The sequence below is a fragment of the Hallella sp. genome, from assembly GCF_037460745.1.
Lineage (GTDB): Bacteria > Bacteroidota > Bacteroidia > Bacteroidales > Bacteroidaceae > Prevotella > Prevotella faecis.
In genome coordinates, this window is the sequence record NZ_JAXVAE010000062.1 from 24138 (window position 1) to 30862 (window position 6725).

Sequence of the window (6725 nt, forward strand, 5' to 3'; positions counted from 1 at the left end):
TTTGTTTTTATTCCTTGGTTTCGCTTACCTATCTATGTTTCTCAACGCAGCCTACCATGTACTAAGCACTTTGGGGCCTTTGCCCCACACAAATGACGAGGCCGCATGTTGCAAAACTTACGTCACTTTGTGAATGTTCCGAAGCAGCCCTCGCGTTCAAACTTTCTGATGATGGCCTCTTCGGTGGAAGTGGTTTTCACGATCTTGTAATGCTCACGGAAGGCTTCGTCGTTGCCCCGTTGGCTCAGGGCGTTGTAGATGTCCTCCTTGCGTGTGGACGTTCCTTCACCGATATCATAATTGCCAATGTTGAACAGGGTGCTCCAGTAGACACCACCGTAGTCGTTCTTGCCTCGGTTGACTACCATGCGCGTGCCAATGGACGCCACCTCGTCGAATCCGCGGTCGTGCTTGTAGGTCATCTGGATTTCGATGTCGCGCGGACAATAGCGAAACATGGATGTGGGGCCCGACGTGCGATAGCGGATTCTTACGAGTTCGTTGTGCACCTTCCCGCGAAAGGATAGCAGGCGTAACTTGTCCATGTCAAACATCAGTCTTCCCGTCATGGCGTGAGTGGTGCCCTGCGCCGTCTCGCCAAACTGCACCACGATGATTTTTGAGTCATCATCGCCTTGCAAGATGGCGTATGACAGGTTGTATAGGTCGTCATAGTAGTGCTTGGTCCACTTATAGGGCAGCGGTGTGTAAAGGTCTCTCCATATACCGGGATCGGGAAGCATCGGGGCGATGCAAGAAGTGGTGTAATAGTTGCGAAACTTATAAAAGGGCTTCAGCGTGTCGCCACTTTCGATGTTGCCATAGCGTCCCGTGGTGAGCATGAAGTTGCGCAGGGCGATGTCTGACTGGCTACGGAAGAAAGCCTCGATGAGTTCGTTGTAGGTGGTGTCGTTAGATGAAACCTGGCGGTAGAAGTAATTGGATTGCTCGAAGCGAAACTGTGCATACTCCATTTTGAGTTTCTTCACCAGTTTCTTGAGCAAGCCCACGACATCGATAGGGGTGACGGTCACCTCTTGGAGCATTCTGGCATAGGGCTTCAGCGCCACCTTGCGCCCCAATTCGCTGGCCTTGACGTTCTTGGCGTTGTAGCCGACGTAGGTGATGCGGAGCGCGTCTTCGGGTTGCGCCTGGATGGAGAAGTCGCCCTCCTGGTTGGTGATGGTGGAGTGGGAGGAACTGACGTATACGCTTGCCATGGGCAGCGGGTCGCCTGTGGTAGCGTCCACCACGCGAGCTGTGAAGGTGCTTTGGGCACAGACATTAGCCAAGTTCAACAGCAAGAAAAGGATTATGATGAAACTTCTTTTCATGGAAGTTCCCGTTTTATATAGGTCAGTCCCACTTTGATGGGAATCTTGCCGTGCAAAATAATAATTGTTATTTTGCGCGGCAAGATGCTTGTTGATATGCAATGAGTAATGAACGCTGTTTTGAGGCGTGTGCACGTGGCGGTTACGTCGTCGTTCTTGCCTGTGCCTATTGCAAGGCTTTCCACAGTTGGTGGAGAGCTTGCTGCAAGATGGCGCGTGGCGTGGCCACGTTCATGCGCATGAATCCCTCGCCGCCTTGTCCGAACATTTCGCCATCGTTGAGGGCGAGGTGGGCGTGGTTTACAAAGAGGTCGACGAGCTGATCGTGGGTGAGTCCCAGTTGTCGGCAGTTGAGCCACACGAGGAATGAGGCTTGTGGCCGCAAGGGTTTTATCTGCGGCATGTGCTGTCGGCAGTAGTCCTCCACAAACAGGATGTTCTGCTCCACGTAATGGAGCATGGCCTTTCGCCACGCTTCGCCCTGCTGAAAGGCGGCTATGGTGGCGATGGGCGCGAAGAGTGTGGGCTCGTTGAACTCGTTGGCGGTGAGCCATGAGTAGAATTTCTGTCGCAGGGTGTCGTTGGGCACGATGGCGTAGGAGCTTACAATGCCCGCAATGTTGAATGTCTTGGAAGGTGCTCCGAAGGTGATGCTGCATTGTGCGGCCTTCTCGGAGGCCATGGCAAACGGCAGGTGCTTGTTACCCCAGAGCGCCATATCGCAATGGATCTCATCGGAGACGACGAGGATGTGATGGTCGTAGCAGAAGTCGGCCAGGCGCGCCAATGTGGCCTTGTCCCACACGATGCCGGCTGGGTTGTGGGGGTTGGAGAGGATGAGCACCTTGCACTTGTCGTCGGCCACTTGTGCGAGGTTGTCGAAATCCATGGAGTAGGATCCGTCGGCGTTCTCCTTGAGCGGGTTGCACACCACCTCGCGGCCGTTGCCTTGTGGCGTGAGGCGGAAGGGGTGGTACACGGGTGGCTGAATGATGACCTTGTCGCCGGGCTGCGTGAAGATGTTGACCACCATGCCAATGCCTTTCACGATGCCGGGGATGAAGCTGAGCCACTCAAGCTCGACGTTCCATCGGTGGTGGTCGTGGAGCCATTGCTGCACGGTGGGCCAATAGTTCTTAGGCTCGACGGTGTAGCCGAAGAGCGAGTGGTCGAGGCGATGGCGAAGCGCTTCGGTGATAAACGTCGGTGTTTCGAAATCCATGTCGGCCACCCATAGCGGTAGTAGGTCGGCCCGTCCGTAGCGCTCCAGGAGCACCTCGTGCTTGAGGTCGCCGCTGCCTGTGCGGTCGATGATTTTGTTAAAGTCGTACATGTGGTATCCGTGTTAGGTTTGTTATGCTTTCAAGGCCTGCTTGATGTCGCTGAACACATCATCCATGTCTTCCAATCCGACGGAGATTCGCACCGTGGTGTCGAGCACATCCATGGCAGCCCGCTCCTCACAGGTGAATGTGCCGAAGATGGTGCTTGCGGGGTGTATGGCCAGCGTCTTGTTGTCGAAGAGGTTGGTGGCCCGTCTCACCAGTTTCAGGTTGTCGATCATGCTGAAGCACGCCTCCTTGCTCTCCAGGTCGATGGTCATCATGGCGCCGGCCGTGGGACCATATTGCTTCTTGGCGATGGTGTGGTAAGGATTGTCGGGCAATCCCACGTAGTTGACGCGCTTCACCTCGGGCAGTGTGCGCAACTTCTCGGCCAAGTAAAGGGTGTTTTGGCTCTGCACGCGGTAGCGGGCGTCGAGCGTCTCAAGGCCGAGCGATTGCATGTAGGCCACGTGGGGTGTCATGTAGGCACCGAAATTGAATAGCATCTCGTTCTTCATCCTGTGGCCAAATCCCTGTGTGGTGCCATAGTCGATGGCCAGTCCGCCCAGCGATGTGGCGCCGCCCGAGAGATACTTGGTGCTCGACACCACCTCGATGTCGACCCCCAGGTTCTTCGCCGAGAACTGCGTGAAGGGGATGACGGTGGTGTCGGCCACCAGTGGCACGTGGTGTTCGTGGGCAATGGCTGCCAGTTCTGCCAGGTTGGCCACCTCCATCTGTGGGTTGGTGATGATTTCGAGGAATATGCAACAGGTGTTATCGTCCATCTTGCTTTTCACCTCATCGAGGTTGAGCAGGTCGCAAGGTCGCGCCTCCACGCCGAAGCGCTTGAGCGACTGGGTGATGAGCGAGAAGGTGTTGCCAAACATGTGGCGTGAGGTAACGATGTTCTTTCCGGTGGCGGAGAGGGCCAGCATTGTGTTGCTGATGGCGGCCATGCCTGATGAGAACGCCACCACGTTGCTGGCGTTGGTGAGCGCTTTCACCTTGTCCTCGAGGTACATCACCGTGGGGTTCATCACTCTCGAATAATCGGGTGCGATGACTCTGCCCGTGAAGGCGTCGGCCATGTCGGCCGCTGTGTTAAACTCGTATGCCGCTGTGTGGTAGATGGGCATGCTCAATGATCCGTAGGCGTCGTGCTTTTCAAATGGCGTATCGATGGCCTTTGTCTTATTATCCATTACTGTTTAATTGAGTTTGTGTGTTGCAAAATTACATTAATTTGCGCTTTTTCGTGAAAGACTGATAGAAAGATTTCGCAAAAAATGCACAACAGTCCGATTTGGGACAATAAGACACCGCTCTGTTAGGCGTGTTGGATTTGTTGCCATTATGCCCGTCAGCGGCACCTCTCTGCCATCGCGTAACACCAGCGTGGGATTGATCCAATCGCCGTGATCGTAGTTGAAGTTGTCGCCTCCATCGTCCACGACGAGCACCAATGTCTTGCTTCCCTCCGGCCAGTTGATGTCCACGTCGACGGCATGTCCGTCGGTGGTGTAGGCCACCACGACCGACGAGTAGTAGCAATCCCATGAGTTCCAGCCCATAGGTGGAGTTAGCGCCCACTTGCGGAAGGTGGCCGTGTCGGCGTCCTGGGCCACGGCTTGGCATAGTGCTAAGCAGCATCCTAAGAGCAATAATGATTTTTTTTCATTTAGCAGAGAGTCTTGTTTGTAGAAAGTTTGTCGTTATTTTCTCATCCATTTCTTTCCCTTGCTCACCGTTACGCCGTGGTGGCTGTTTCCTACGCGTTGGCCGCTGAGGTTGTAAGTGGGAGCGGCGTTGGCGTTGTCATCTCCCTCTATGCGGTCGACCCCTGTGGGGTTCCCGATGACGCTTTGCAGCTCTTGGGCTGTGAGCGGATAGTTGTAAAGGCGAATGTCGTCGATGAGGCCGCTGAACAACGGATCGGCGTCAAACTGGCTGCGTCCGATATAGTTGAGCACCGGGCGGATGTCGCTGGGCTTGATGGTGACCGACGATGACGAACCGACGGCCTCGCCATCGACCCACAGGGTTACGTTGCCCTCGCCCATGGTGACGGCCACGTGGTGCCACTTGTTGCCTTGCAACTTGCCGTTGGCGTCGACCGTTTGCTCCTCGCCTCCGTTCTTGATGGCGAAGCGCATGTTGGATCCGTTGCTCGGTGTGAGGAACATGTAGTTGGAGGTTCCGTTGCCAAAGTCGAAGAGGCGTGTCCAGTTGTTGCTGGCGTTGGTCCATTTCACCCACATGGCAATGGTGAACTCGTCCATGTCGCCCACTTCGTAAGGCAGGCGGAGGTAATTGTTGGATAGGCGCAGCGCCGAGTCGCCCACCTGATGTTCGCTCATGAAGCGAGGAGCGGTGGAACAGGTGGCGTCCATCATGTTGACCGTTGCGTCGTGAAGGTCGCCTTCCATCTGCCAACTGGCCACTAAGGTCTTCTGGGTAGTGGGCGAAGCCGTGGCGGGCTCGCTCATGGCCGACACGTTGGCCGATCGGTCGATGGCTTTCACCTTATATATATAGGTGTGTCCTTGGCGGCAAGTGTTGTCGGTGAAGGAGGTGGCGGTGATGCCCCGGGCGATGGTGCTCCATTGGCTGCCGTCGGCCTCCCCACGAACCACGTTGTAGCTATGCACGTCGTCGTCGGCAGGAGCGGTCCAGCTAAGGGCCACGCTGGCCGATTGGGCGTTGGCGATGAGGTTTGTGGGCGCGTTTGGCGCGCTGCTCTCCACCGCTCCATCCTCAGGAATGAAGCGCCACATCTGCAGTCGTCGGTCGATGGCCGATGAGGCCAACTGCTTCTGCACCGCATAGGTCGACGACTCGTTGGGCATGGACAGATAAAGCCCTGACTCACGATTGCGGATGTAATAGTAGCCCTTGCCCGCATAGTGGAGCGACCATTGCTCGTTGCTGGCGTTGTTGGCATTGTAGGAAATGACGTGTGCGAATGCCGATGTGGAATTGTTCACCACGTTCATGTGCATTTGGTTTTGTGCGTTGGTGAACGTGTGGAAACTGTAATCGCCACCGATGCGCGCGTCGGCAGGAGCCACATCCCATTGCGCCAGCAGCGGGATGGTAGACAGTTGTGAAAAGAGTTTCATGTTCAGGTCGTTGCCCGAAGAGGCGTTGCCCACCACCAACGTGCGCGCGGCGTAGTTGATGAGCTTGTAACGCCCTGTCGTGATCTCCATTGGTGGCACGTCTTCGCCGCGGTAGATGTTGTAGACCCGCTCCGCGTTGGTTTGTCCCTTTTGGTAGCCTGTTCCGCCTGGATACTCCATGCGGAAGGCGCGTGTGGGGCCCTGACCGTCGAAATAGACATCCTCGTCGGGCGACACGAAGAGATAGGAGGAGTTGGCGGCTTGTCGCTCGCTGCCTCCCACAAAAGCCTTCAACTCCTTGGTGGCGTCGTCGCGATAGACCGACGCAGCGGTCCAATGGCTGCGATCCTCTCCGTAGGCCAAGCGCGACCCATGGTTGCTTATTTGGCAGAACTCGCCGCGTGCGCGGCTGTCGAAGCCCCACCAGATACCTATCGATATGCCATAGTTGGCGGCAACCATTGCCTCGCCAACGTTGTGGAGCTCGTCGGCGTAGGCCACGTTGCCCTCGTCGACCACTTGCTTCCAGAAGTTGGCGAACGTGTTGAACTCGCCCGCCAGCTGATGGGTGTTTCCCCATGTGGCATAGGGTTTCACGGCATTGTACCACTCGGCGGCATAGTCGTTGTTGAGCGTGTTGCCCGCCGTGATGGCAATATCCTTGAAACGTGGATAATCCTCCTTGAGTTGGCGCGCTATCTCCTTGAAGTTGGCCTTCGTTCCCTCGTTCCACGGCGTGTAGTCGGGCTCGTTGAAAGGCGAAACAGCCACGATCTTATGGCGCGGGTAATTCTTTTGCATCCATGCCACCGAGGCGTCGATGAGCCTTGCCCAATGGTTGGTGTTGGCCACATTGTTCTGGGTGTAATAGGGAATGATAAATTCGGTGGAGCCGTTTCCCTGGTCGGCGTTGAGCACCATGTCGACATCGGCGCCCATGAGGT

5 protein-coding genes are annotated in these 6725 nt (G+C 56.0%); all 5 read right to left on the reverse strand.

The features are described 5' to 3' along the window. Positions 1-122: 122 nt before the first annotated feature. The gene (locus WKK33_RS02455) at positions 123-1334 is read right to left on the reverse strand and encodes a carboxypeptidase-like regulatory domain-containing protein (RefSeq protein WP_337932322.1); all 1212 of its coding nucleotides are present in this window, start codon (positions 1332-1334) and stop codon (positions 123-125) included. Between the two features lie 166 nt (positions 1335-1500). Beyond that, positions 1501-2667: a PatB family C-S lyase gene (locus WKK33_RS02460; protein WP_337932323.1), complete on the reverse strand. Its 1167-nt coding sequence runs from the start codon at positions 2665-2667 to the stop codon at positions 1501-1503. Positions 2668-2688: 21 nt separating this feature from the next. After that, positions 2689-3864, reverse strand: a complete 1176-nt coding sequence (locus WKK33_RS02465; RefSeq protein ID WP_337932324.1) for an aminotransferase class V-fold PLP-dependent enzyme — start codon at positions 3862-3864, stop codon at positions 2689-2691. A gap of 36 nt (positions 3865-3900) precedes the next feature. Further along, positions 3901-4323, reverse strand: a complete 423-nt coding sequence (locus tag WKK33_RS02470) for an NPCBM/NEW2 domain-containing protein (protein ID WP_337932325.1) — start codon at positions 4321-4323, stop codon at positions 3901-3903. A gap of 51 nt (positions 4324-4374) precedes the next feature. Then, positions 4375-6725 (reverse strand): LamG-like jellyroll fold domain-containing protein (locus tag WKK33_RS02475; protein WP_337932326.1); only part of this gene is annotated, 2351 nt, incomplete at its 5' end.